The sequence below is a fragment of the Pedobacter sp. MR2016-19 genome, assembly GCF_014947265.1.
Classification (GTDB): domain Bacteria; phylum Bacteroidota; class Bacteroidia; order Sphingobacteriales; family Sphingobacteriaceae; genus Pedobacter.
Genome location: NZ_JADCNK010000018.1, coordinates 61,731 through 86,229, shown reverse-complemented (window position 1 = coordinate 86,229; position 24,499 = coordinate 61,731). Strand labels below are relative to the sequence as shown.

Here is a 24,499-nt window from a genome sequence, read left to right as displayed (position 1 = left end):
AAAAGAAATTCAACCTAAATACGTGGATTCTACTTTATCTACCCATCCTGCTTACCATGGGAGATTCTAAACCCGCGATATAGCGAGGCTGGTATTATTAATGCTTAACAAAGATTGGATGATAGGTATATATTGATTCAAACTGTGCAATCCAAAATAATAATCTGAGTCTTTATATGCGGTAACTAATGTGTTATATAATGATATTAATCTGGCAAGCAGTAAAATCTATAAGCTCCCAAATAAAATTGAGTTTAACACAGTTATTCCTGATTAAAATAAGCCTGGAGCGTAATCATCTGTTTTTTGTTCAGCACTTCTGCCAATTCTTTCTCTGTAGCCTCTTTAATCTTTTTAACCGATTTAAAATGTGTTAACAGTTTATCAGCTGTTGTTTTACCAATGCCTTCAATTTGTTCCAGTTCGGTTTTAAGTGTACCCTGATCGCGTTTCTTGCGGTGAAAGGTAATTCCGAAGCGGTGGGCTTCATCACGGAGCTGTTGAATGACTTTCAGTGTTTCCGATTTTTTATCTAAATACAGGGGGTAAGAATCACCTGGATAGAACAGTTCTTCCAAGCGTTTGGCAATACCGATCACCGTCACTTTATTTTCTATTCCCAATAACTTTAAGCTCTTGACAGCCGACGAAAGCTGGCCTTTACCGCCATCAATAATGATAAGTTGTGGCAAAGTCTGGTTTTCATCCAACATTCGCCTGTAGCGACGGAAAACAGCCTCTTCCATCGTCGCGAAATCGTTAGGACCTTCAACCGTTTTCACATTAAAATGGCGATAGTCTTTTTTAGATGGCTTGGCATCTTTAAATACCACAATTGCTGAAACCGGATACTTCCCCTGAAAATTGGAGTTATCAAAACATTCAATATGTTTTGGAAGCTGCGTTAAACGCAGGTCTTTCTGCATGGTGCTTAAAATCCGGTCGGTACGTAAATCGGGATTCAGCTTTTCATATTGGTTAAGCTTCTCTTTTTTAAAGAACAGTACATTCTTTTGCGAGAGTTCTAAAAGTTTCTTCTTTTCGCCCAGTTTAGGAACAGTAAATTTTAAACTTTCATCTTCTAATGAAGGTTCGAAAGGAACAATAATTTCTTTCGAGGTGCTATTAAATTTTGTTCTGAACTCTAACATTGCCAAGGTTAAAATCTCGTCGTCGCTTTCATCCAACTGCTTTTTAACCTCAATGGTTTGTGTTTGGATAATTGTTCCGTTCATCACCTTTAGGTAGTTTACAAAGGCATAACGTTCATCCGAAGCAATGCTCACCACATCCACATTGGTAATGGCGCTATTTACCACGGTAGATTTACTCTGGTATTTTTCCAGTACTTCTAATCTCCTTGCATATTGATGCGCCAGTTCGAAGTTCAGATTTTCTGATGCTGACTTAATAATGCCTTTAACATCCCTGATTACATTCCCGATTTTACCATTCAGGATTTCTTTAATCTCACCTATGTTTTTATCGTAGTCGGTTTCAGTCTGGTAATTTTGGCAAGGCCCTTTACAGTTCCCTATCTGGTATTCTAAACAGACTTTAAATTTTCCTTCAGCTATATTTTTTTCCGTTAAGGGCAGGCTGCAGGTACGTAATGGATAGGTTTCTTTAATCAGATCCAGAATAGTATGCATCATGCCTATCGAGCCATAAGGCCCAAAATAGGTGGAGCCATCTTTTATAACCTTACGTGTCCAGTAAATGCGGGGAAAGTTCTCATTTTTAACGATAATCCATGGATAGGTTTTATCGTCTTTTAAGTTAATGTTGAATTTCGGCTGATGTTTTTTAATCAGGCTGTTTTCCAGTAGCCATGCATCAATTTCCGTATCAACAATGGTAAAGGTGATCTTCCGGATCTTGGATACCAATACTCTTGTTTTGCCATTAAACTGGTTTCTATCGCTATTAAAATATGAACCTACACGGTTGCGCAGGTCTTTCGCTTTACCAATGTACATGAGCTTTCCATCTGCGTCCCAATACTGGTAAACACCGGGTTTATGTGGAATTGCGGTTAATGCTGTTTTATGGTCGAAACTGCTCATTATTTACAAAAATAGGATTCGAAAGATAATTTTGATTAAAATGAACCCGAAGTACAACATTTTACAATTTGGGCGTGTCCCTAAGCTGCGCAAAGGGTCAGGCTATCCGTTACAATCTTTTGTTGCCTTTCGGCCGCGCTCGAGGCGACAACAAAAGGATTTCCACTGCTATCCTTCACGCAACCGCCAAAACATTAAAAACCTAACTTCTCGTCCAATTCTGTTGCACCTTCTTCCTGTTGCTGGTATTGGTTGCAATCGTAGGTAATGGAAACACCAGATTTTGGCGCTTCGAAATCAGCATGACTGATCTTTAATGCTGGATTGGCGTAAACTCTTTTGATAAATCCTGCAAAAATTGGTAAAGCAGTATTTGCACCCTCTCCCTGGCTGGTGCTAATGAAGTGGAAAGCCCTGTCTTCACAACCTGTCCAGATACCGGTTACCAATTGTGGGGTAATGGCCATAAACCAACCATCGGAGTTATTTTGGGTAGTACCTGTTTTTGCTCCGATCGGTGCATTTACTTTGTATTTATAATTCAATCTTGATCCGGTTCCGTTGGTAACCACACCTTTCAGCATTCTGGTCATTACATAAGCAACTTCTTCGCTCATTACAGGTTTTGGTATTTCCTTTTGTGAAAATAGCACCACACCGTTTTTATCTTCAATTCTCAATAAATAAATCGGCTTGGTATAGGTGCCTTTATTGGCAAAAGCACCATAAGCGCCTACCATATTATAAACTGAAGAATCGAACGTACCTAAACAAATAGATGGAAATGCCGGAACATTAGGGATCCCCATTTTTGTGGCTAATGTAGATACCGCCACAGGACCAACCTGTTTCATTAAATAAGCGGTAACAAAGTTTTGCGAGTAAGCCAGTGCTTTTTGTAAAGTAATGCTGCCTGGTAGTGGTTTGCCTGAATTTCTTGGCGTCCACGGTTCACCGTAACCGTCTATAGTTACCGGAACATTTGGTACGGTGTAACAAGGTGAATAGCCATTTTCAATGGCTACTGCATAGGTAAATGGTTTTGCTGTTGAACCGACTTGGCGGGTTCCCATTTTAACCTGATCGTATTTAAAGTGTTCGTAATTAATTCCACCTACCCATGCTTTCACATGTCCATTGGTTGGGTCCATCGTCATCATGGCATTACGCAAAAGCATTTTGTAATAACGTACCGAATCGATCGGTTTCATTATGGTATCGATGTTACCTTTCCAGGTAAAAATGGTCATTTCTGTTTTGGTGTTGAAATCATCTTTAATTTCATCGTCTGATTTACCTTCCAGTTTTAACGATTTATAACGGTCTGATCTTTTAACGCCCTGCTCAATCTGTAAAGCTTTATCCTTAAAAGGATTTCTGCCTTTCCAGCTGGCGATAAACTGTGCTTGTAGCACTTTCATATATTCTTTTTGTGCTTCCTCGGCGTATACCTGCATGTCATAATTTAATGTGGTATAAATTTTCAAACCATCGCGGTCTAAATCGTAAGGTGTACCATCCGGTTTAGTAATCGACTGCTCCTGAAAAATGTTTTTGATGTCATTTTTCAATACCGAACGGAAGTATGGTGCAATACCATCATTAACAGTTGCGGCATTAAAATGCAGGTTGAGCGGTTTATCTTTTTGTTCATCAAATTCCGTCTGGGTTAAGAGCTCAGCTTTGACCATCAAAGCCATTACAGTATTTCTACGGTCTCTTGAACGCTCAGGATGGCGGGTTGGTGAATACATGGTAATTCCTTTTTGCATGCCCACTAAAGTTGCCGCCTGTGTTAAGGTTAACTTATCAGGAGTGGTATTGAAATAAACCCTGGCTGCTGATTTAATGCCATAAGCCTGGTTACCAAAATCGACCGTATTTAAATACATGGTTATAATTTCTTCTTTGGTATAGTTGCGTTCCAGTTTAACGGCAACAATCCACTCTTTAAATTTGGTTAATACCAGGGAGAAAAAATTTAAGTTTGATTCTCTTGGAAAGAGATTTTTAGCCAATTGTTGAGTAATGGTACTAGCACCTTGTTTTTTGCCGATTAAATTATAGCCGATAATGGTGAAAGTACGTTTAAAATCTATGCCCGAATGCTCTTTAAAACGGGTATCTTCTGTCGCAATTAATCCGTTAATTACATTTTCAGAAATGTCTTTATAAGTAACATTCGATCTGTTCTGAACAAAATAAGTGCCTAAGGGACGACCATCTTCGGCAATAATTTCGGAAGCCTGATTGCTTTTCGGGTGTTCTATGTCTCTGAAAGAGGGTAGTGCACCAAACAGACCTAATCCGATCATCGAAATGAAAATAGCGAAGAGCGCAATTCCGCCGATCAGTATTTTCCAGATGAGTAGACTATATCTTTTTGTTTCTTGTGCAGAAAGGGATTTGTTCATTTTAATAAATAAGGTTAATATATTTGTTGTTATAATTCATTAAGTCATAGTTTTGTTTCACTCTTCCGCGATTCCAAAATATGGTTTACTTTTTTCTGAATTATTTTTGGCAGTGTTTTCCAGTTTTTGTCGTAATCTATATAATATTCATCTTCTTCATTCCCTGCCGGATAATATGCTGTTGCTTTTACCTTCTTGAAATGATAATAGGTAATCACTTTTAATGGTTTTGCATCTAATCCGTCACTTTCACCAAAATAAGTTAAATAGAATTCGGGCTGTCCGTCATTGTCTATATCATCTGCCAGGCAATATTTATATTCAAAGGTAGGATAATAAAGTTCGCTACCCGAATCTTGGAAAGTGCACTTTTTTATGTATTTATTGTTTTGTTCTTTAATTATAAACGCACTTAGCATTTTTGTGGTATCGGAAACCGGCTCAACGTAATCCTTTCTCACCGGTTTATTGTCTAAACCATATACATCCACACTATCGCCACCATAATTACTTATTTTGATGATGTTTTCTTTGAATGCAAAAATATAATGCTCCAAAGACTTAGTCCTAACATCGATCAATAATTTTGTTTTTCCTTTGCCAATATTTACAATGGAATTATTAAGCAGGTTAAAATCCGGGTCTTTTTCGTGGAGATACCTAATCTTTAATGCTGGTTTTACACTTTTATTCCCGCTGTTTTTTTCATCTTCAGCAAACTTACAAGAGCAAACAACCGTAATGAACAGCACTGAAATAAAAAACAGTTTCATGTTTTTTTTTTTTAGTAATTGTCTTTTAAAAACTCCAAATATTCATTAATCCGCTGTCTATCGGTAAGCTTACCAAAATTCTCTTTACTAATGATAAAAGCCTTATACAGGTTGGCCGGAACCTTCATAATGTTCTTTAGCTGGCCTGTAATGCTCGATTCGTAAATTTTAGCATCTTCAAGGTCGATAAAACTTGTAATGTAAATCAACTGATCGTTATCCAGTTCTACCAATTTATGTTCCAAATCGTTGTCGGGATAATTTCCGCGGTTAAACTGACCGATCCCGAAACGCGATGAACTTAGGGTTAAAGTGGCATCTGCCACATCGATTACATAATAATACTCTTCTGATTTTGCAGCACTGAAAATGCTGACAGGTTTGGTTGGATCAACTGGTTTAACCTCCATAGGTTTGACGACAGGAGTTGGTTCAGCCTTTTTTGCTACAGGATTTTCAACTACCAAAGGTTTTGTTGGAACAGCAACCGGGGCGGCCTGACTAACAAAACGGGGTTCATTTGCATCAAAATCAATAAGGGCAACCGGCCTTTGTTTAAATTCATCCAGATTGGCCTCGATGTATTTTAAATGATCACGAACCAATGGTGTAATAATTTTATCGTTTGGATAATTGGTGGTAATCAGGTTAAATTCAGTCAATAAGGCATCAGCTTTTGCGGTACGGCCAACTGCTATTGCCTTTAAATAAGCATACTGCGGTGCCAGATCGTTATTTGGGAAAGCTGAAATATTATCATTAGCCTGCTTTACTACATTGGTATAATCTTTTCTTGCATAAGCATCAAAAGCTGCATTGTAATTGTTGATGGCAATGTTTTCCATCTGTGTTTGCTTTGCAGAATAGGTTGGGTCTAAAATATTTTTCGCAAAGTTAGATTCAGGGAATTTTGTAAGCACCAATTGTTTGTATTGATCAGATTTTGCTTCATCTAAACCTTTATAATTGAGGTAAAGACTGTAATAAATGGCTACGAGGTGATTATTTTCAGGATATCTTTTGATCAGTTCCAGGTATATTTTATTGGCCTCTGGTTTATCGTTCAGTTCCTGTTGGTAAAAACTGGCGATTTCAAAATAAGCATCAATAATTTTTTGGTCGGATATTGCCAATAGCGGCTGTGTAGTAGGTAAAGCATCCAAAAACTGCTTTTCTAATGAAGTTTGGTCGGAGGCAGTCGCATTGGTTTGCCCATTTGCAGGTATAATTTCTGTAGCTACCTTTCCGCCAGCTAAAACCTGGTTGGTTTCCTGTGCAGATGAACGTACACTCTGGCGCCAGTTGTCTTCCAGCTGCCTGTTACCCCAACGTTTTTTGAAGTCACCAAAGCCATTGCTTATTGCTGCATTATTATTGAAATAAAAAGTATTTCCAGTAACATTATTCGAAGCATTTAGTGATTGATTAGGGAAATCCGGGTCGTTTAAATACTGGTTGCTAATTACAGCTCCGGTATTTACCACCTCCACCTTTGGTGTTAAATAAGCCTTTACCTTTGCCTCGCGTTGGTCGGCAGGAAGTTTAGCAATGGCCTGAGCGGTATCTTCTTTACTGATAATGGTGTACCTATCTGTTAAATATTGAAGATTGTTGGCCTTTCTAACAATATTTTCGTAATCAGGAAAGTTTTTAGGTAAAATCATTACCGTACTATCGTAATACAGTTTCGCTTTAATGTAGTTGTTAAACTCTTTAAAGTTTAAATCTGCAATTCTTAAGTAAGATAACGCCTTTTGAGTTTGGTTTCTTGTGCTTTTTAAAACTGACTTGTGGTAATTCTCTTCGGCCTTTACAAAATTTACTTCAGCAGAGAAAAGTTCTCCAACCTGATAATAGATCTGATCGGTATAGTCAAAATTTTTATCGTCTTTAAGTAATGCTAAAAGCTGTTCCTCTTTATTTAGCTTAACGCCACTTAATAATGCTTTCAGCTTAATGCGGTTTAAATTGGCATGAAAATACATTTCAAAAGGGGCATTGCTTTTCTCTACCTTAGTGAAGTTAGCGTAGGCATCCTGAAGATTTTTCTCTTTTTCCTGCAACTGCGCCAATATAAAACGCCAACGGATACGAAGCTGTTTTTCAGCTGGAAGTGCAATTGCCGATTCTAAAAATAAGATGGCTTCTTTATTACGTTTCTGATAAATACGCATCTGGGCGGCTGTAGCCAAAGGTTCTGCCAGATCCTTTTTTAATTCATCAGAAGCACGCAACATGGTGTCAATAATTTTATCGGCCAGTACCATATTGTTCAACTGCATTTGGCTACGCGCTTTCCAGTTCATCGCCATAATAAATGTTTTTAAATCATTATTATAGGTTTTTGCCGTATAATCGAAGTATTCAGAAGCGATAAAATAATTTCCTTTTAAATAATTTGCCTTGCCTAAAAGCATATAGGCATCATCAATATAGTTACTAAAACTTTTATCGTTGATAATGGTTTGTCCTTTTGTGATCACATCGTCCAATTGTTTATTAGCAACACCAGGCGTTAAAACCAGATTTATTTGTGGCTCAGGATCGAGGTAAACAGGCAGGATTTTTTCGTAATTATCTGCATAACTTTGTAACAGGCTCTCATTGTACTCGCTTAGTAAAACATTGGAGTTATAGATATAGTTGTATTTTGCTGTTAAGTTCTGAAACCTGCGATCTACCGTTGTATCTTTATTCGCGACACAGCCATATGCAAGGAGGACACTTAAAAAGATGAAGAAGGGATTTAAGTTTTTGTTAGCGTAATTTTTCAAGTATGATAAATCTCTTAGGTTGATATACAATAAACAATATATGTAGAAAAATATTTATTTGGCAACAAATGTTTAATTATTCAAAGTTAATTTAATTATTGCATTAAAAAATGGAAAATCCGAAAGAAGAAAATACAAATAAAAAGGTAAACGCAGCTGCTAAATATTCTGCTATCGGCTTCCAGATGATCGCCACCATAGGTCTCCTTACTTTTATTGGTTATAAAATTGATGAACACAGAAACAGCAAAACTAATCTAATTACTGCGGCTTTTGCTTTGGCAGGAGTGGGGATTGCGTTGTATCAGGCCATTAGGCAGGCGACTAAATAATTGCTAAATGGCTTTATTGTTAGATTGTTGAACAAGATGCAGCCAACAATTAATCAATTTAACAATTCAGCAATAGGGTATTTACCTCAGTTAACCGATTATCCAGTTGAAACGGTTAACCAATCTACACAATAATTCTCTTTCTAACTAGTTACTTGATACTAAAAACCTTATCTTTGCAAAAGTTTTTATATGCTAAGAAATTATTCCATTGACTCTAGCCAAATTTACCAGTATCTATTTCATCTTCGTAGGCTTATTAATAGGCGTTATTGCCGTTTTACCTTTATTATTTCCCGATAAACAGCTTTTTGTAAACAACTTTTGGGTGATGTTTGGCTTTTTGGCCGGTATCACTTACATCGCTTACATGCTTGTTGATATTGGTGTAAAACGTGATCCTGAAGTGGGTATTATGGCCATTATGGGATCAATTGCAGTGAAGATGATTTTTTGTATGGCTTTTGTGTTGATTTACAGTATAAAAGCAAAGGGAATTGGGCTTGTATTTCTGCTTAATTTTTTTTCTTTATATTTATTGTTTACGGTCTTTGAAGTTTACTGTTTGTTACGTAACTTGCGCCACCAAAATTTAAAGTAAAAAACTGCCAATAAATGGATTGTAACCGAGTTTTTGTGTCTAAAGTTAAAAGGCTAACTATTGTTTTTACGCTTTTAATCGCGTTTTTATCTATCAAAATTGATACTTTCGCTCAGGTTGATAGCGCTGTTGTACCTATAGATAGTACTGTTGCGGAGTCTGCTCACGCTGTTTCTGGCGAGCATGGAGCCGAGGCCAATCATGGTAAAGAAAAATTCGAGCCTACCAAAGTAATTATGGAACATATTGCCGATTCGCACATGTGGCATCTTTGGGGGCATACTTCATTACCTCTTCCGGTAATTTTGTATACGCCTAATGGTTTAGAAGTTTTCTCATCTGCGAATTTTCACCACGGCGAACACGATTATAACGGTAAATACAATAACTATCGTTTAGAAGAAGATCATATTAAAGTGGTTGCTGCTGATGGTAAAGTTGATGAAGAAGCAAGTAAATCTGTTTTAGATTTCTCCATCACTAAAAATGTTGCAGCAATGTTTGTGGCCATTTTGGTAATCCTTATCGTATTTATTACAGTAGCATCATCATATAAAAAACGCGTTGGTAAAGCTCCAAAGGGTTTGCAGTCTTTTATTGAGCCTATTGTGCTTTTTGTGAGAGATGACATTGCTAAGCCGAACATTGGTCATAAATATGCAAAGTTTATGCCGTATTTGTTAACTACATTCTTCTTTCTTCTTTTTAATAACTTATTAGGTTTGGTGCCAATTTTTCCTGGCAGTGCGAACGTTACAGGTAATATTGCTTTAACTTTTGTAATGGCCTTAGGAACTTTAATTATTGTTAACATCAATGGTAATAAATATTATTGGAAGCACATATTTTTACCAGATGTTCCATTTTGGTTATGGCCTTTAATGGTTGTAGTTGAGGTTGTAGGGGTTATTTCAAAGCCGTTTGCTTTGATGGTACGTTTGTTTGCGAACATGACTGCTGGACACATTATCGTATTAAGTTTAATTTCCTTAATCTTTATTTTCGAAACATTGGCTATTGCACCTGTTTCGGTAGCATTCGTAATATTTATGGATGTACTGGAACTGTTGGTTGCGTTTTTACAGGCCTTTATTTTCACATTATTAACGGCCTTATTTATTGGTATGGCAGTAGAAGAGCATCATTAATAGAAAACTATTTTTTACAATTAATATAAATTAAATTAGTTATGGTAGGTTCAATCGCGGCAATTGGTGCCGGTTTAGCAGTAATCGGTGCAGGTATCGGTATCGGTCAAGTAGGTGGTAAAGCAATGGAAGGTATTGCTCGTCAACCAGAAGCTGCATCAAAAATTCAGACTGCAATGATTATCGCTGCTGCCCTTATTGAGGGTGTTGCTTTATTCGGTGTGGTAGTTGCATTATTAGGCTTAAACGGTTAATAAGCACTGAAGAAATTAGGTTGGGTATTTAACGATTGGTTATTTACCCTGCCTTATTAAAAAGATTGTTTTTAAAAATTAGATAAAAAATGGATTTAGTAACCCCAAGCATAGGATTGGTTTTTTGGACATCGTTAGCATTCATCTGCTTATTGATCCTACTTAGAAAATTTGCATGGAAACCTATTTTAGGTGCAATTCACGAACGTGAGCAAAGCATTGATGAGGCCCTTAACAAAGCTGAATTAGCCAAACAAGAAATGGCTCGTTTAACCAGCCAGAATCAGGATTTGATGCAACAGGCCCGTGCAGAACGCGACGAGATTTTAAAGGAAGCTAAAACCTTGAAAGATGGTATCTTGAACGAAGCTAAAAAACAAGCTCAGGTAGAAGGTGCTAAATTGATTGAGAAAGCTAAAATCGAAATCGAAAACCAAAAGAAAGCCGCTTTAGCTGAAGTTAAAGACCAGGTTTCCTCTTTATCATTAGAAATTGCAGAACGTGTTTTACGTACTCAGTTAGATGATAAAACCAAGCAGGAAGCTTTAGTCGCAAACTTGTTAAAAGACGTTGAATTAAACTAGAATTTGAGATACTAGATTTGAGATATTAGATATGAGATAGGGTGGTAACGCTAATTCTCACATCTCACGTCTCCGGTCTCACACCTAAGAATATGTCAGAAATTAAAGTTGCAGGCAGATACGCCAAATCATTAATAGACTTAGCCGTTGAAAACAACGACTTAGAAACTTCTTATAATGATATGGTTTTGTTTGAAAAAGTGGTTGATGAAACCCCTGAACTAGAAGCAATATTAAAAAACCCGATTGTACCTTTAGATAAGAAAACTGGTATTTTAAACGGAATTTTTGCAGATAAAGTAAGCAAACTAACCATCTCGTTTTTCAAGATTGTGGTGAGCAAAGGTCGTTCTGCGATTTTATTTGCCACAGCAAAACAGTTTATACAACAATATAATTTAATTAAAGGTATTGTTACTGCTGATGTAACTACTGCATCTACTTTAAACCTGGAGGCTAAAGAACAGATTATAGCGATTGTAAAAAAAGAATTAGGCGCCAACCAGGTTATTGTTAACGAAAAAATTAACGAGAAGCTAATTGGTGGTTTTATATTAAAAGTTGGAGATAAGCAATTCGATGCAAGTATTGCCAGCGGTTTAAGTAAACTGAAAAAAGAATTTGCGCAGTAAGCGCGAGGCGATAAGCGTATAGCGTAAAACGGCAAACGCCAAACAAAAAAAATATTGCGATAAGCGGATGGCAAATAAATGCCAAGCGCCATGCGCTAAGCACTAAACATTTACAAAAAGATATAAAGTAAAATTATGGTAGAGGTAAGACCAGACGAAGTATCGGCAATTATCAGACAGCAATTGGCGGGCTTCAAATCAGAAACCGAACTGGAAGAAGTTGGTACCGTGTTGCAAGTGGGCGACGGTATTGCCCGTGTTTACGGTTTAACTAAAGTTCAATCGGGAGAGTTAGTTGAATTTGCAAACGGCTTACAAGGTATTGTATTAAACCTTGAAGAAGATAACGTTGGTGTGGTACTTTTGGGTGCTTCAGACGAGATCAAAGAAGGTGATACGATTAAACGTACCAAAAAAATTGCCTCTATTAAAGTTGGTGAAGGTATGCTTGGCCGCGTAGTGAACACTTTAGGTGAGCCTTTAGATGGTAAAGGTCCGATCTTGGGTGAAACTTACGAAATGCCTTTAGAGCGTAAAGCACCAGGTGTAATTTACCGTCAGCCGGTAAATGAGCCTTTACAAACTGGTATTAAAGCAATCGATGCAATGATTCCAATCGGTCGTGGTCAGCGTGAGTTGGTTATTGGCGACCGTCAGATTGGTAAAACTGCCGTTTGTATTGATACCATTATCAATCAAAAAGAATTTTATGAAGCAGGCCAGCCAGTGTTCTGTATTTATGTTGCTATCGGTCAGAAAAACTCTACCGTTGCTAACATTGTACGTACATTAGAAGAAAACGGCGCTTTACCATATACAGTTGTTGTTGCTGCTTCGGCTGCAGATCCTGCTCCAATGCAGTTTTATGCTCCGTTTGCAGGTGCTGCAATTGGTGAGTTTTTCCGTGATACAGGTAGACCAGCTTTAATTGTTTATGATGATTTATCTAAACAGGCAGTTGCTTACCGTGAGGTATCTCTGTTACTTCGTCGTCCACCGGGTCGTGAAGCTTATCCAGGTGACGTTTTCTACTTACACAGTCGTTTGTTAGAAAGAGCTGCGAAAATCAATGCTAACGATGATATCGCTAAAGCAATGAACGATTTACCTGAATCAATCAGACATATCGTTAAAGGTGGTGGTTCATTAACAGCTTTACCAATTATCGAAACTCAGGCAGGTGACGTATCAGCGTATATCCCAACCAACGTAATTTCGATTACTGATGGTCAGATCTTCTTAGAGTCGAATTTGTTCAACTCAGGTATCCGTCCGGCAATTAACGTAGGTATCTCGGTATCACGTGTGGGTGGTAATGCGCAGATTAAATCGATGAAAAAAGTAGCAGGTACTTTAAAATTAGATCAGGCTCAATACCGCGAGTTAGAGGCTTTCTCTAAATTCGGTTCTGATTTAGATGCTGCAACCAAATCGGTTTTAGATAAAGGTGCACGTAACGTACAAATGTTGAAACAAGCACAGTTTACACCTTTTACTGTTGAGAAACAAGTTGCAATTGTTTACGCTGGTACTAAAAACTTAATGCGTAGCGTACCAGTAGATAAAGTAAAGGAATTCGAAACAGAATATTTAACTCAATTGGAGATGCGTCATCCAGAAACTTTAGCGGCATTAAAAGCTGGTAAATTTGATGATACCATTACCGGTGTTTTAGATACTGTAGCAAAAGAGATTTCAAGTAAATATTAATTAGATACAAGTAGCGAGTATCAAGTAGCAAGACAGATAAATGAATCCAATCTTGATACTTGATACTTAATACTCGATACTTAAAGAATGGCTAATTTAAAAGAAGTAAGAAACCGGATTGCATCGGTACAATCAACACAGCAGATTACCAAAGCTATGAAAATGGTTTCGGCAGCAAAGTTGAAACGTGCTACCAATGCAATTATCGCTTTACGTCCTTATGCAACTAAACTGAAAGAGATTTTAGGTAATCTATCAGCAAGTTTAGAGGGATCGTCATCGCCTTTTATCCAGGAGCGTGAGCCCAATAAGGTTTTAATTGTTACTGTATCTTCAAACCGTGGTTTGGCTGGTGCTTTTAACATGAACGTAATTAAAGCGGCCAACAATTTAATTGCTGAGAAATATAGCGAACAGTTGAAAAACGGTAATGTGAGCATTATTTCTATCGGTAAGAAAACACAGGATTTTTACGAAAAACGTAACTATAACGTAATTGGTAATAATAATGAAGTATATGCTGCTCTAACTTTCGAAAACGTAACTAAGATTACCGATGCCATTATGGCGGGCTTTGTTAAAGGAGACTTTGATAAAGTAGAGGTTGTTTACAACCGTTTTAAAAATGCGGCAGTTCAAATTATTACTTCTGAGCAGTTGTTGCCTTTGCCTAAAACAGAAGAAACAGCAGCGGATCTAAAAACTGATAAGAAAACAACAAACGTTGATTATATTTTAGAGCCTTCTCAAGAAGAAATTGTAGAGCAGTTAATTCCTAAATCAGTAAAAATTCAGTTATATAAAGCCGTTTTAGATTCTCATGCTTCTGAGCACGGTGCACGTATGACATCGATGGACAAAGCAACTGAAAATGCAGGGGAGTTATTGAAAGCTTTAAAACTTTCATACAACCAGGCACGTCAGGCAGCAATTACAACTGAGTTAACTGAGATTGTAAGTGGTGCAGCAGCATTGAACGGATAATAGTTTGCAGTTCTTAGTGTTGAGTTTGCAGTATTAATTGCATAAAATATATAGCCCATTTCTTAATTGAGATGGGCTTTTTTATTATCGTTTGATTTTATAATCCAAAATTATTATGTTTTTTATGGATTGTAATCCAAAATTATTATATTTTTTATGGATTGTAATCCAAAATTATTATACTTTTGTGTAAGAATCTTTTATTATGATTGTTCGTAAACAGTTGGATTATGCTTTTTCAAGGCTTTTTAAAGGGAAAGCCTTTATCATCTTTGGGCCACGCCAAACAGGTAAAACTACTTTTGTTGAACAGTTATTGGCGAAGGTTGATAAAAAGACCCTGTACCTCAATGGGGATGATGCTGACGTGCGCGAAGCTTTGGCTAAACCCAATGCGGCACAAATCGCACAAATGCTCGCAGGCTACCAAGTACTTTTTATAGATGAGGCCCAACGAATTAGTGATGTGGGTTTGCTCATTAAAATTATTGTAGATCGCTTTAAGCCTGTTCAGGTTATTGCTACGGGTTCATCAGCATTTGAGTTGTCAGGTAAAATAAACGAGCCCTTAACCGGTAGAAAATATGAAATGATGCTTTTGCCATTTTCATATGCAGAACTGGTAAATGATACTGATTTTATTACCGAAGAAAGATTATTGGAACAACGTTTAATTTATGGTTCTTATCCCGAGATTATTAACGATTCGCAGAACGCAGAAGAGCATTTAAAATTACTTGCCGATAGTTACTTGTACAAAGATCTTTTTACTTTGGAAGATGTTAAAAAGCCTTTGTTATTCGAAAAAATTGTAAAGGCTTTGGCGTTACAGATTGGTAGCGAAGTTAACTTTTCTGAACTGGCCCAACTGGTAAAAGCCGATCAGAAAACGGTTGATAAATACATCAGCCTACTCGAAAAATCTTTCGTGGTTTTTAGCTTACCTGCCTTTGCAGGTAATGTGCGTAACGAAATTAAAAAAAATAAGAAAATCTATTTTTATGATACGGGTATTGTAAATGCAATTACACGTAATTTTAACCCGATAGCAAACAGGAATGATGTTGGCGCACTATTTGAAAATTATATGATTGCTGAACGGATGAAGTTTTTGCACCAGAACCAGATAGAAGCAGAATGCTTTTTCTGGCGTACCACGCAACAACAGGAAATTGATTATATAGAAAAAACAAAAGAAAAATTTTTGGCTGTCGAGTTTAAATGGAGCGAAAGGGGAAAAAATAAAATTCCACTTACTTTTACGCATGCTTACCCCGATGCAGAAACATTGTTAATATCGAAAGCTGATAGGGGAACTTTTTTGAACGGTTAAATGTTTTTGCAAAAAAAAAGTCCCATTTCTTAATTGAATTGGGACTTTTGATTTATAAATGAGAATTAATTATTTTAGTATGCTTAGTCTTAAATATCCATTTTCTATTTTCAGCGGTTTTTTATTTTCATCAAAGACATTTACATTAAATTTAGCTTCTAATAAATATCCTGATTTTCGTTTTTTTAAACTAATAATTTCAAATTTGGAATCCTTTTGATCAAGTTGCGTAACTGAAGCAGGTTTGCTTAAATCTGATTGACTATATGATTTATAAACACCTTGTTGATTTATAACTGTAAATGCAATTCCAGAAGCAGAATTGCTTCTATAAAACTCAGTTGAATATTTATATAAACCAGGAGAAAATATATCTGTTTTGTTTATTGGATAATTTAGATGACCACCATTATTTTCATTTGTTAATTCTGTTTCATTTTTATTGTATATTTTTATAAATGAGATAGCAATGTTTGTATATGGTGCTCTAATACTATATTCTCTTACAAATAGTAGAGAATCTTTGTCCCCTTCTAATAGATAGTTGAAGTTTACTCCAGAAGTAATTTTAAGATTTGATTGCGTTGTATAAGTCCAGTTCTTTTCAAAACCAATAGCACTATAGGTTTTTCCACCAATTGAGTATGATGCCGAATCTTTAAGTAATTCTAATGAGTCTTTTGGTTCAACTTTAGGACTTTCCTTCTTGCAGGCCGCAAGGAAAAATAGGGCAATAGCCATCCCTATCAGAGTTTTAGATTTCATGATAAAATGATTTTATTTGTGTGTACCCAAAAGTAGTTATTTTTATAACTAAAATTTTAATTGACAGTAAAATTATTCTGATTATTGGCTAAGGTTAGTAGTTATCCTATGACGGAAATGTATTTTGTTTCAAATTTTATAGATTTTTTTTGGTACGGTTAATTATTGGCTTTTAATATCTTTGTAGCCTAATATCAGGTTATGAAAAAATACATCCTCATTATCTTATTAACTGTTCCATTTTTTGTTAAAGCCCAAAATCCTGCACGGGATTATACCAATGCGGTACTTTGGCAGCAAACTTCAGGCGAATACAGGGCCTTATGTTTCCAGGCTTATAACTTTGCCCGTTTATCGTTAAAAGAAGCTTTATGGGCCGATACCAGTAAAAAACCAAATTGTGTAATTGTTGATATCGATGAAACCGTTTTGGATAATTCTGCTTTCCAGGGGCACGAAATTAAAAAAGGACTAAGTTATGTATCTGAAGACTGGACAGAATGGACCAATCTTGCTCAGGCCGATACTGTTCCGGGTGCATTGGCTTTTTTAAAGTTTGCAGCATCAAAAAACATCGAAACATTTTATGTGAGTAATCGCGATGAGAAAGACTATGCAGCTACGTTAAAAAATCTGCAGCACTTTGGCTTTCCTTATGCAGATGATGCACATTTAGTGGTTTCAAAAGGAACCTCAAATAAAGAACCGCGCCGCCAAAAAATTACAGAAACGCACAATATTCTATTGCTATGTGGCGATAATTTAAGCGATTTCAGTAACATTTTTTATCGCGAAAATAAAAATACCTTCGAGCAGGTAAACACAAATCAGCACCTATTCGGAAAAAAGTATATTGTGTTGCCCAACCCAATGTACGGGGATTGGGAAAAGCCTTTATATCAGGGAGAAAAACTTAGCGATAAAGATAAAGCGAAGCAAAGGTTAGAACGATTAAAAAGTTACTAAGTTTTATAATTATTCAGCAATAAGTATTACTTTTGCAGCATCATAAAAATAAACATTATGGAGAACAACGAATTAAAGCACAATACAGAAAGTATGAAAACGGCTAACCAGCCAGGAATTTATAAATTAATAATTTTTGGTGTACTGGTTTGCATGGTGGGTACTTACGCACGTTTCGCTTACGATTCGTGGCAAGTGTCATTAGCATCCTGGATTGTTTTGTTCATTGGTGCAATTATTGCTATTAAAGGTGTATTCAAAATATTAGACGCATAAGCGTTCTATTATCAAAATATAAAGCCGGTCATGTTCATTCATGACCGGCTTTTTGTTTATATACACTTCTTTTCTGAAAAGCAAATTCAGTAGGTATTAGGTTAAGGTAGTCCCGCCATCCGCTGTAGCTCCGATAGAAAAATCGGAGGCTGCCGCTCCTGTCAGGTTTATGATAGAAAGGTCTGCCTATGTAATCTAAACCTGACAGGAGCGGACGCCGAACGTAGTGAGGTAAAGCGGATGGCAAGGCTTTCGGAACCGATAAACACAGTAACCTGCTTTTCAAAAAAAAACGCCATAAAAACTTCATTTAAACCTGCGAGGTTTAATACTAGCTGAAACCGCTAAAACACCCTTCTCACGTCACTAAACCCAACATTGGGTTACCTAAATATAATTTCCGTATTAAGGGTAAATACAGCGTTAAAACTAACCAAGTACGCTACACTTCTTATGGCCATTTGAAGCAAATATTTAAAATGATTATTTATTTTGAACCACAAAATCATGAAAAGGAATATTATTGCTATAGCCATAGTTTTAACAATTTTTGGCTGCCAGAAATCGAATGAAAAGTATGCAAGCGCTGATACCGCGGTGCTGGAGCCTTTGAGCAAAGAATCTGCAGATAGTACTGCCGCTGAGAAAATCATCAAAACTGCTGATATGCGGTTTAGGGTGAAAGACGTTCAAAACACGAAAGAACAGCTTAGCAAAACCATTAAAGCGGAAGGGGGAACTGTTGCAGAGTTCTCGATCGAAAGTACTATCCAGGAAACCGATAAGGTTAAACAATCTACCGATTCACTAAAAGAAATTACTTCCTATCGCACCCAGGGTTATCTGGTGGCAAAAGTTCCGTCAGAGAAGCTGGATGAATTTACCAATACCATTGCAAGAATGGCTGTTTTTGTCGATCACCAATCGATGAAGATGGACGATCAAAGTATTGCTTATTTAGCCAATAAACTAAAGGCGCAGAACAGAGTAGATGCGATTGGAAAAATTAATAAAGTAGCCTCGAAAAAAAGTGCCAACGTCGAATCGTCTCTTTATATCAAAGATGATTATGTAGATAAGAAAATTGAGAACATGCAGATTGATAGCCGTGTGAAATTCAGTACCATTACCCTTAATTTTTATCAGGACAATACAGTAAAAACCATGATTGTGGCCAATGACAATCTGTACGACTACCGCCCGGCATTTGTAAACAGGCTTTGGTTGGGGATTGTAAACGGATGGACGATTTTTAAAGAAATCATCATCGCAATTTCCAATTTATGGATGTTAATATTAGTTGGTTTTGCAATCTTCTTCACTGTAAAATATTTTATTCGTAAGAAAAAGTTAGCAATCGAAGAAGCAACTAAAAATAGGATTGATCAGGCTGCCAACAATAAATAGCTTATTTCATTTCATTATCGCGCCATGGTTCGTGTCCGCACGAACCATTTTATTCTCTACCAAGAAAGATTGCTTCACTCTTATGATCGGAGACTCACGAACTACGAATTCTTTAAGATTATTTTTTCGCCTTAACCGCTATACCTTTAACCTTAGTTTTATTATCGCTTACAAAAGATTCCCAGCCCGAATAGGTTTTTGATTTACCGCCTGTGGTAATTTTCTGAAAAGAATGGCAAACAGCAACAGCCAAACCATCGGTAGCATCTAAAAATTCGGGTGTTTCCTTAAAATTTAATAAGCGTTGCAGCATGGCTGCTACCTGTTCTTTAGTGGCGTTTCCACTGCCGGTAATGGATTGTTTGATCTTACGTGGAGAGTATTCGGTAACTGAAATATTTCTGGACAACGCTGCTGCAATAGCAATACCCTGCGCACGGCCAAGTTTTAATAAAACCTGAATATTTTTACCATAAAATGGTGCCTCGATAGCCAGAACATCAGGTTTATATTGATCGATTAAAACCACTGTTTTTTCGAATATCCGTTGAAGTTTGAGGAATGGATCGTCTAAGTGGGTCATTTTAACCACTCCCAAACTGATCAATTCCGTTTTATTTCCCTTTTCTAAAATTACGCCATAACCCATCACCGCCGTTCCTGGATCAATGCCCATAATCACCCGTTCCTTTTTTTCGTTCAACATTACAGCAATATTAAGCATATTTGCAAACTAAAAAGATAATCTTGACAGGCAAGAACAAAAAAATATTATCGCTTTTTATCAAAGTTGCAATTGTAATGTTTGCCTTTTGGTTTATTTACCATAAACTCGTTGCGAATAAAAATCTTCACGATTTCAGTACATTATTAAAAGATATCCCTCAGATAGAAATAATCTCGGTAATCGGTATAGTGGTATTTCTGATGTTTGTAAACTGGTTTTTAGAGGCAGGTAAATGGAAATACTTAATGAGCCATATCGAACCCATCAGTTTTTACAGGGCCATCGAATCTGTTTTCTGTGGTTTAACGCTTGCTATTTTTACACCCAACAGACTAGGAGAATATGGAGGCCGTGTATTTTTCCTCTCTCCCCGAAGAAGAATTGTTGGGATAGTGGCCATGAGTGTGGGCAGCATCGGTCAATTGGTGCTGACCAATGTTTTCGGAGCCATTGCAGCCTGCTTTTTCGTGTACCGCTTTATCCCGATCGATAGGGTACTATTTGTTGCTTTGGTTTTTTTTGCGGTAATTTTTTGCCTGTTTTTTCTGGTTTTTTACTTTAACATCCGTTGGTTAAACGGGATTTTATTATCCTTTAAATTCACCAGGAAATATAAGAAATTTTATAGCATTTTGGCCAGGTATAAAAAACGGGAACTATTCAAAATTATTACTTATTGTTTTGCCCGTTACCTGATATTCAGTTCGCAATATTTTATTCTATTTATCTGGCTGGTGCCTGGATTGCACTATGCAGATATTGTGATGATGACCTGTTTGCTATTTTTGGTACAATCGGCACTGCCTTCACTGGATCTTTTTGATGTTGGTATTAGAAGTGTTACTGCAGTTGAGCTGTTTAAACATGTAACCGATCAACATGTGGCTGTTATTGCATGTACCGCAAGTATCTGGCTCATAAATATTATAATTCCTGCTATCTTAGGCACTTATTTCGTTTTTAAACTCAATTTTTTTGGAAATCTTAAATCTAATTAGTCTTATATCTGCTGCTTTAACCTTAATTTATGGTTTTTTAGTGCTTAATTTTATCAGAGGATGGCATAACCTCGTCTATTTTACGCCACAAAAATCTGATCCCCGAACCAAAGCTTCTATTATAGTTGCTGCAAGGGATGAGGAAGAGAATATCGCCAAAACAATTAATGACCTGATTGCTCAGCAATATCCTAAAGTTTTAACAGAGATTATTATTATTGATGACCATTCTACTGATAGAACCGCAGAAATTGTGTTGAGCTATGCCGACAGTAATGTGAAGCTAATTAAGTTAAATGAGGATAGGGCATTAAACTCGTATAAGAAGAAAGCAATACAAACAGCTATCGGCACCTGCTCCGGCGATCTGATCATTACCACTGACGCGGATTGCAGGATGGGAAATAATTGGCTGGTTACCATTGTAAATTTATACGAGCAAAAGAACTATAAAATGATCTCTTCGCCTGTAGCTTATTTTCAGGAGAAAAGTTTCTTTGAGCGATTACAATCCTTGGAATTTCTTTATCTTATTGGCTTAGGAGCATCTACTATAGGAAACAAACAGCCATCTACTTGTAACGGTGCAAATTTGGCCTACGAAAAAACAACTTTTTATGAAGTTGGTGGCTTTCAGGGAATAGATGATCTGGCATCAGGCGATGATGAGTTGCTGCTGCATAAAATTGCGGCCAAATATCCAGATCAGATTGGTTTCCTTAAAAATAGAGAAGCCATTGTGTACACTCATGCAAAAGAAACCTTAGGCTCGTTTATACAGCAGCGCAAACGTTGGGCTTCAAAGAGTACCCGTTATAAAAACAAGGCGATTATTGTTTTGGGAGTGTTGATCTGGATCTTCAACCTATCTATTCTTGCAAATTTTATTACCGGACTTTTTATTCCGGGTTTTTTAACCATCACATTTTATCAATTATTGGTTAAAATGGTTTTAGAAACATTATTTTTATGGGATGTAACCGGCTTTGCCAAAAGGCGCAGTTTACTCATTTTAATACCTGTTTTAAATGTGCTTCATGTAGTTTACATGGTGTACATCGGCATTGCCGGAAACAGCGGAAAATACAATTGGAAAGGCAGAATGGTTAGGTAATGGATAATAGCCCGTCAAAAAAAGTATGGTTAAAGTTTAAGCGGAATAAATTTGCTTTCGGCGGATTGGTTTTTATTTTACTGTTAATGATAATGGGCATTTTGGGCTACCTGATTATGCCAGATGATTCTCCAAATGCAAATGTTCAGATTCTTCAATTAAATAAAAAGAAACCGGGGAGTACATTTACATTTTTAATTATCAGCCGGAACCCTAAAATAGAAAAGCTTAACTTTTTTGAGCGGATGCTGAATGGGCAGACACCAAGCTTTAAAAGTATCCCAATTACTTCTTACCAGATAAAAGATAAAGATGTTTTTGTACAGGAATATATTGGTGAGGATGAAAAAGCTAAGGGAACCAGGTATGAACTTAAGGATTTGTGCCCTGCTTGCATAGTGCCCTCCAAAACAGGAACACCACAAGCACTCTTCGAAAAAAATAATATATACAAAAAGACTTATATTTTAGGAACTGATATTTATGGCCGGGATTTATTAAGCCGGTTGATTTTAGGTATTCGTGTTTCATTATCGGTGGGTTTAATGGCGGTTCTCATCTCTCTTTTTATTGGCGTGAGTTTAGGAGCCATTGCGGGTTATTTTGGTGGCCGCGTAGATGCAGCCGTCAGTTGGTTTATGAATGTGGTTTGGTCATTACCGTCATTGCTGCTCGTTATTGCGATATCTTTCGCTTTGGGGAAAGGCTTTTGGCAGATCTTTATTGCAGTTGGTTTATCAACCTGGGTAGATGTAGCCCGATTAGTGCGTGGGCAGGTGATGGCTTTAAAAGAAGTAGAGTTTGTTGAAGCTGCCAGAGCCTTAGGTTTTAGCACCAGCCGAACGATTATCAAACACATATTGCCAAACATCGCCGGTCCGATTTTAGTGGTGGCCTCATCCAATTTTGCATCTGCTATATTGTTAGAAACCGGCTTAAGCTTTTTAGGCTTTGGTGCGCAACCACCTATGCCAAGCTGGGGGAGCATGATTAAAGAACATTATGGTTATATTATTATGGATGCAGCTTACCTCGCCGTTTTGCCCGGTTTAGCCATTATGTTTACAGTATATGCCTTTAATGTACTTGCCATAGGTTTACGTGATGCCTTTGATGTAAAAGGGCAAAATGTAACTGTCTAAAATTCTTCCATAAAAAAAGCAGTACCATTACGATACTGCTTTATCCTTAAAAGCAAAAGTTAAGCCGTTGCAGTTAGCGTGTTCCCTGAAACAGTAAGCGGATAAACTTTTAGTGCGCTCGTGGTTCCGCCGTCACTTGGTTGGGCCAAAATGCTTCCCGAAGTGGTATACCTCGAACTATGTAAGCCACATTGAATATAATTACTGGTCTGAATAAAACTTAATGCACCACCCTGGTGCGGGCAAACCGCTTGTGTGGCTACAAATGAGGTGTTGGCATTTCCAGCAGCAGTACGGATGAATAATATGCTGTTTACGGTGACAGATGCGCCAACTGTTAGTAATTGCGTGCTCAGATCAACACTTGCGGTAGTGCCTGAAGGAACACCACCGCCATTTGGTTTACTGGGCTCTGGTGAATCGCTTTTTTTTCCACAGGCCGAAAAGCAGGCACCTGTGCATACCAAGGCTACGCCAAGGCCTAAAGATTTGATAAATTCATTACGTTCCATAATTGTTTTGTTGGTTTGTTTTTGGTTGATTTTGAACTACTTTGCTTTTTTCTTATCGAAAGAAAACCTACGTGCTATACTAAAACCCCAGCGGTATTGCCCTTTAAGCCAAGAAGTATTGGTGTCGGTAATAAACTGTGATTCCTGTATTGCGGTGGCGTTGGTGAAGTTGAGGTGAAAAATGTGACCTCCGGTTTCAAACTCCAACCCGGCACCAAGCGTTTTGTAATATTGTGTTCCCAGTGTGCTTTCGAGATAAGCTTCTTTGTTTTTATCCCTGAATGGAATGGTATAATCGGCTACAAAAGCCATGCGTTTGGTAATTTTAATACGGCCACCAACAGACAAGGCAAGCATATCGTTTTGATCACCAAAAACGGTAAAATTGCGGTGTACATACGATGGCATTATTAGCATTGAAAAGTTTGAATTAAACTTACGGGCAATTACGGCTTGCACCACATAAGTTAAGCGATCCTGGAATTCGCTAAATGCATTTGCAGCGGTGGGGTCGGTTGAAGCTTTCGCTGCAGAAACGGTAGTGCTGCCGAATAAGGTTACTGCAACAGGTATTTTATCATCAGCAGTTTGCTCCAGCAAACGGTATTTTAAATTCCCTTCGTAAAGCTGTGTTACCACACCGGCTCCTTTTGCCCTTGATAAACCAACGGAAAGTCTATCGCTGATTCCGTATTCAAAGCCAATTCGGATATCTGTTGATTGATCCAGCCCAAAAAAGTTTTTGGTACCACCTGCACTGCCTGCAATATCGCCAAAACGGTGATCTACCCTAAAATCCAGTTCATTTTTATAAATGGTTTCATTGGTTTGGATGTTGATCAGTTTGGTTGCCTTAAAAGTAGCCTGTACATTCTTTTTTTCAGCAGGCATTTGTAATGCTTTTTCGAGCGAATCTTGTGCAAAAGCTAAAGTTGGCAAGAGGGTAATAGATAGGTATAAAAGAGATTTTAGACGAAATTTCATAAG

General features: G+C 37.2%; 23 protein-coding genes. 15 read left to right on the top strand and 8 right to left on the bottom strand.

Annotation, left to right across the window (positions count from 1 at the left end; genetic code table 11):
• Window positions 1-263: 263 nt before the first annotated feature.
• The 4 genes from uvrC to IM793_RS19335 form a co-directional block, all read right to left on the bottom strand.
• On the bottom strand, window positions 264-2,066 hold the full coding sequence (gene uvrC, locus IM793_RS19350) for an excinuclease ABC subunit UvrC (protein ID WP_193424197.1): 1,803 nt from the start codon (window positions 2,064-2,066) through the stop codon (window positions 264-266).
• A gap of 194 nt (window positions 2,067-2,260) precedes the next feature.
• Window positions 2,261-4,480: a transglycosylase domain-containing protein gene (locus tag IM793_RS19345; protein ID WP_193424196.1), complete on the bottom strand. Its 2,220-nt coding sequence runs from the start codon at window positions 4,478-4,480 to the stop codon at window positions 2,261-2,263.
• 44 nt (window positions 4,481-4,524) lie between these two features.
• Window positions 4,525-5,253: a hypothetical protein gene (locus tag IM793_RS19340; RefSeq protein ID WP_193424195.1), complete on the bottom strand. Its 729-nt coding sequence runs from the start codon at window positions 5,251-5,253 to the stop codon at window positions 4,525-4,527.
• An 11-nt stretch (window positions 5,254-5,264) separates the two neighbouring features.
• Window positions 5,265-8,027 (bottom strand): gliding motility protein, encoded by a 2,763-nt coding sequence (locus IM793_RS19335; protein ID WP_193424194.1) that lies wholly within the window; start codon window positions 8,025-8,027, stop codon window positions 5,265-5,267.
• A 110-nt stretch (window positions 8,028-8,137) separates the two neighbouring features.
• Here IM793_RS19335 and IM793_RS19330 point away from each other — a divergent pair, with 110 nt between their 5' ends.
• From IM793_RS19330 to IM793_RS19290, 9 genes are all read left to right on the top strand, one after another.
• Entirely contained in the window at window positions 8,138-8,359 is a 222-nt protein-coding gene (locus IM793_RS19330; RefSeq protein ID WP_193424193.1) for an AtpZ/AtpI family protein, read from the top strand.
• A gap of 211 nt (window positions 8,360-8,570) precedes the next feature.
• Window positions 8,571-8,960, top strand: a complete 390-nt coding sequence (locus IM793_RS19325; protein WP_227256322.1) for a hypothetical protein — start codon at window positions 8,571-8,573, stop codon at window positions 8,958-8,960.
• Window positions 8,961-8,974: 14 nt separating this feature from the next.
• A complete protein-coding gene (gene atpB, locus IM793_RS19320; RefSeq protein ID WP_193424192.1) occupies window positions 8,975-10,108 on the top strand; it encodes a F0F1 ATP synthase subunit A in 1,134 nt (377 codons plus the stop codon).
• A gap of 41 nt (window positions 10,109-10,149) precedes the next feature.
• On the top strand, window positions 10,150-10,362 hold the full coding sequence (atpE, locus tag IM793_RS19315) for an ATP synthase F0 subunit C (protein WP_133260945.1): 213 nt from the start codon (window positions 10,150-10,152) through the stop codon (window positions 10,360-10,362).
• An 89-nt stretch (window positions 10,363-10,451) separates the two neighbouring features.
• Window positions 10,452-10,946 (top strand): F0F1 ATP synthase subunit B, encoded by a 495-nt coding sequence (locus tag IM793_RS19310; protein WP_121284033.1) that lies wholly within the window; start codon window positions 10,452-10,454, stop codon window positions 10,944-10,946.
• 92 nt (window positions 10,947-11,038) lie between these two features.
• Entirely contained in the window at window positions 11,039-11,578 is a 540-nt protein-coding gene (atpH, locus tag IM793_RS19305) for an ATP synthase F1 subunit delta (protein ID WP_193424191.1), read from the top strand.
• Window positions 11,579-11,713: 135 nt separating this feature from the next.
• The gene (atpA, locus tag IM793_RS19300) at window positions 11,714-13,288 is read left to right on the top strand and encodes a F0F1 ATP synthase subunit alpha (protein WP_193424190.1); all 1,575 of its coding nucleotides are present in this window, start codon (window positions 11,714-11,716) and stop codon (window positions 13,286-13,288) included.
• Window positions 13,289-13,375: 87 nt separating this feature from the next.
• A complete protein-coding gene (atpG, locus tag IM793_RS19295; RefSeq protein WP_193424189.1) occupies window positions 13,376-14,272 on the top strand; it encodes an ATP synthase F1 subunit gamma in 897 nt (298 codons plus the stop codon).
• Window positions 14,273-14,477: 205 nt separating this feature from the next.
• Window positions 14,478-15,605, top strand: coding sequence for an ATP-binding protein (locus IM793_RS19290; protein WP_193424188.1), 1,128 nt, complete (start codon window positions 14,478-14,480; stop codon window positions 15,603-15,605).
• 69 nt (window positions 15,606-15,674) lie between these two features.
• Here IM793_RS19290 and IM793_RS19285 read toward each other — a convergent pair whose 3' ends face one another.
• Entirely contained in the window at window positions 15,675-16,370 is a 696-nt protein-coding gene (locus tag IM793_RS19285) for a hypothetical protein (protein WP_193424187.1), read from the bottom strand.
• 201 nt (window positions 16,371-16,571) lie between these two features.
• Between IM793_RS19285 and IM793_RS19280 the strand changes: the two genes are divergently transcribed.
• The 3 genes from IM793_RS19280 to IM793_RS19270 all read left to right on the top strand — a co-directional run bounded on the left by IM793_RS19280 (window position 16,572) and on the right by IM793_RS19270 (window position 19,019).
• On the top strand, window positions 16,572-17,336 hold the full coding sequence (locus IM793_RS19280) for a 5'-nucleotidase, lipoprotein e(P4) family (protein ID WP_193424185.1): 765 nt from the start codon (window positions 16,572-16,574) through the stop codon (window positions 17,334-17,336).
• 57 nt (window positions 17,337-17,393) lie between these two features.
• Complete coding sequence (locus IM793_RS19275) at window positions 17,394-17,612, top strand: hypothetical protein (RefSeq protein ID WP_193424183.1); 219 nt, start codon at window positions 17,394-17,396, stop codon at window positions 17,610-17,612.
• 507 nt (window positions 17,613-18,119) lie between these two features.
• Window positions 18,120-19,019, top strand: coding sequence for a DUF4349 domain-containing protein (locus tag IM793_RS19270; RefSeq protein WP_193424181.1), 900 nt, complete (start codon window positions 18,120-18,122; stop codon window positions 19,017-19,019).
• Window positions 19,020-19,137: 118 nt separating this feature from the next.
• Here IM793_RS19270 and ruvC read toward each other — a convergent pair whose 3' ends face one another.
• Entirely contained in the window at window positions 19,138-19,725 is a 588-nt protein-coding gene (gene ruvC / locus IM793_RS19265) for a crossover junction endodeoxyribonuclease RuvC (RefSeq protein WP_187591872.1), read from the bottom strand.
• Between the two features lie 41 nt (window positions 19,726-19,766).
• Between ruvC and IM793_RS19260 the strand changes: the two genes are divergently transcribed.
• The 3 genes from IM793_RS19260 to IM793_RS19250 are packed head-to-tail and all read left to right on the top strand — an operon-like array spanning window position 19,767 to window position 23,000.
• The gene (locus tag IM793_RS19260) at window positions 19,767-20,744 is read left to right on the top strand and encodes a lysylphosphatidylglycerol synthase domain-containing protein (RefSeq protein ID WP_193424180.1); all 978 of its coding nucleotides are present in this window, start codon (window positions 19,767-19,769) and stop codon (window positions 20,742-20,744) included.
• On the top strand, window positions 20,722-21,858 hold the full coding sequence (locus tag IM793_RS19255) for a glycosyltransferase (protein WP_193424179.1): 1,137 nt from the start codon (window positions 20,722-20,724) through the stop codon (window positions 21,856-21,858). The genes IM793_RS19260 and IM793_RS19255 overlap by 23 nt, the downstream gene beginning before the upstream one ends.
• The gene (locus tag IM793_RS19250) at window positions 21,858-23,000 is read left to right on the top strand and encodes an ABC transporter permease (RefSeq protein WP_193424178.1); all 1,143 of its coding nucleotides are present in this window, start codon (window positions 21,858-21,860) and stop codon (window positions 22,998-23,000) included. Before IM793_RS19255 ends, IM793_RS19250 begins: the two co-directional genes overlap by 1 nt.
• Window positions 23,001-23,059: 59 nt before the next feature.
• Here the strand turns inward: IM793_RS19250 and IM793_RS19245 are convergent, their stop codons facing one another.
• Complete coding sequence (locus tag IM793_RS19245) at window positions 23,060-23,512, bottom strand: ubiquinol-cytochrome c reductase iron-sulfur subunit (protein WP_193424177.1); 453 nt, start codon at window positions 23,510-23,512, stop codon at window positions 23,060-23,062.
• A 36-nt stretch (window positions 23,513-23,548) separates the two neighbouring features.
• The gene (locus IM793_RS19240) at window positions 23,549-24,496 is read right to left on the bottom strand and encodes a DUF5777 family beta-barrel protein (protein WP_193424176.1); all 948 of its coding nucleotides are present in this window, start codon (window positions 24,494-24,496) and stop codon (window positions 23,549-23,551) included.
• Window positions 24,497-24,499 lie beyond the last annotated feature (3 nt).

Excerpts from the sequence above, each read along its gene's own strand:
- uvrC (WP_193424197.1), bottom strand. The coding sequence starts at position 2,066 with ATGAGCAGTTTCGACCATAAAACAGCATTAACCGCAATTCCACATAAA.
- IM793_RS19345 (WP_193424196.1), bottom strand. The coding sequence starts at position 4,480 with ATGAACAAATCCCTTTCTGCACAAGAAACAAAAAGATATAGTCTACTC.
- IM793_RS19340 (WP_193424195.1), bottom strand. The coding sequence starts at position 5,253 with ATGAAACTGTTTTTTATTTCAGTGCTGTTCATTACGGTTGTTTGCTCT.
- IM793_RS19330 (WP_193424193.1), top strand. The coding sequence starts at position 8,138 with ATGGAAAATCCGAAAGAAGAAAATACAAATAAAAAGGTAAACGCAGCT.
- atpB (WP_193424192.1), top strand. The coding sequence starts at position 8,975 with ATGGATTGTAACCGAGTTTTTGTGTCTAAAGTTAAAAGGCTAACTATT.
- atpE (WP_133260945.1), top strand. The coding sequence starts at position 10,150 with ATGGTAGGTTCAATCGCGGCAATTGGTGCCGGTTTAGCAGTAATCGGT.
- IM793_RS19310 (WP_121284033.1), top strand. The coding sequence starts at position 10,452 with ATGGATTTAGTAACCCCAAGCATAGGATTGGTTTTTTGGACATCGTTA.
- atpH (WP_193424191.1), top strand. The coding sequence starts at position 11,039 with ATGTCAGAAATTAAAGTTGCAGGCAGATACGCCAAATCATTAATAGAC.
- atpA (WP_193424190.1), top strand. The coding sequence starts at position 11,714 with ATGGTAGAGGTAAGACCAGACGAAGTATCGGCAATTATCAGACAGCAA.
- atpG (WP_193424189.1), top strand. The coding sequence starts at position 13,376 with ATGGCTAATTTAAAAGAAGTAAGAAACCGGATTGCATCGGTACAATCA.
- IM793_RS19290 (WP_193424188.1), top strand. The coding sequence starts at position 14,478 with ATGATTGTTCGTAAACAGTTGGATTATGCTTTTTCAAGGCTTTTTAAA.
- IM793_RS19285 (WP_193424187.1), bottom strand. The coding sequence starts at position 16,370 with ATGAAATCTAAAACTCTGATAGGGATGGCTATTGCCCTATTTTTCCTT.
- IM793_RS19280 (WP_193424185.1), top strand. The coding sequence starts at position 16,572 with ATGAAAAAATACATCCTCATTATCTTATTAACTGTTCCATTTTTTGTT.
- IM793_RS19275 (WP_193424183.1), top strand. The coding sequence starts at position 17,394 with ATGGAGAACAACGAATTAAAGCACAATACAGAAAGTATGAAAACGGCT.
- IM793_RS19270 (WP_193424181.1), top strand. The coding sequence starts at position 18,120 with ATGAAAAGGAATATTATTGCTATAGCCATAGTTTTAACAATTTTTGGC.
- ruvC (WP_187591872.1), bottom strand. The coding sequence starts at position 19,725 with ATGTTGAACGAAAAAAAGGAACGGGTGATTATGGGCATTGATCCAGGA.
- IM793_RS19250 (WP_193424178.1), top strand. The coding sequence starts at position 21,858 with ATGGATAATAGCCCGTCAAAAAAAGTATGGTTAAAGTTTAAGCGGAAT.
- IM793_RS19245 (WP_193424177.1), bottom strand. The coding sequence starts at position 23,512 with ATGGAACGTAATGAATTTATCAAATCTTTAGGCCTTGGCGTAGCCTTG.
- IM793_RS19240 (WP_193424176.1), bottom strand. The coding sequence starts at position 24,496 with ATGAAATTTCGTCTAAAATCTCTTTTATACCTATCTATTACCCTCTTG.